The 814-nt window shown below is 40.3% G+C and carries 1 protein-coding gene and 1 pseudogene; one reads left to right on the plus strand and one right to left on the minus strand.

Annotation, left to right across the window (positions count from 1 at the left end):
- Positions 1 to 285: 285 nt before the first annotated feature.
- Positions 286 to 537, minus strand: a pseudogene (locus tag PSI15_RS18225) (PfkB family carbohydrate kinase); the annotation flags it as partial.
- A gap of 85 nt (positions 538 to 622) precedes the next feature.
- On the opposite strand from PSI15_RS18225, the gene tnpA reads away from it, so the two are divergent.
- Positions 623 to 814, plus strand: a 192-nt coding sequence (tnpA, locus tag PSI15_RS18230) for an IS66 family insertion sequence element accessory protein TnpA (RefSeq protein ID WP_443256117.1), incomplete at its 3' end; no start/stop codon positions are given.

Raw genomic sequence — 814 nt, forward strand, 5'->3', positions numbered from 1 at the left:
ATCAATGGCGGAGGAATAATCACGTTTAAAAATAATAATAGAGAAAAATTTTTAGGTTGTGAATCAAAAGGATGTGAGTCTTTTTTTATTTTGCCTTTCGATGGTATGAATCCATAATTACAGCATATAATCAAGGTTGAAAAAAATTTTCAATCTTGATTATCAATAATACTGATCAAATCACCAACTTTCATTCTTTTGGAAACAGATATCGCTGGACAGATAACCCAATGTCTACTTTGGAATCACGACCATTATTTGAAAGACGAAAAGTCCAAATTTCTTTCAAAAAGATAAACGATGCTTAGGAAATATCTCAATACTTTCCGAAGACAGGGTTAGTGCTGAACATTGTTGTGCAAAGCGGACGCTTTCTTTTAGTTCCATGCCTTCTAACCAGCAATGTACAAGACCTGCCATCATAGCGTCGCCTGCACCATTGGTATTAATGATATTGGTGCTGATTGCGCTTGACCATCCTGATGTATTATCTCTTTCACTGTAATAAACACCTTCGGCATCCATGCTCAAAATTAAGGTAAGCGTACGGGGAACCCCACCTAGCCAGCGGGAATTCACTGATTAAAATAGTGTCACCTATTCTTATGATGAGAAAAGCCCCATGAGCCAATCCCGGTTTACTCAAGCTGAGTGGCTGGACATTTTTGAACAGCAGAAAAAATCTGAACTGTCTGTCCGGCAATTTTGCCAAAAGATCGGTATCTCGACAACCCGGTTCTATCATCACCGCCAACGCGGCTCCCGCCCACAGGAAAAGCCGTCTGAGCCCGCTGCGCCGGCTTTTATTAAAATC

Source organism: Xenorhabdus sp. PR6a (assembly GCF_028599065.1).
Classification (GTDB): domain Bacteria; phylum Pseudomonadota; class Gammaproteobacteria; order Enterobacterales; family Enterobacteriaceae; genus Xenorhabdus; species Xenorhabdus doucetiae.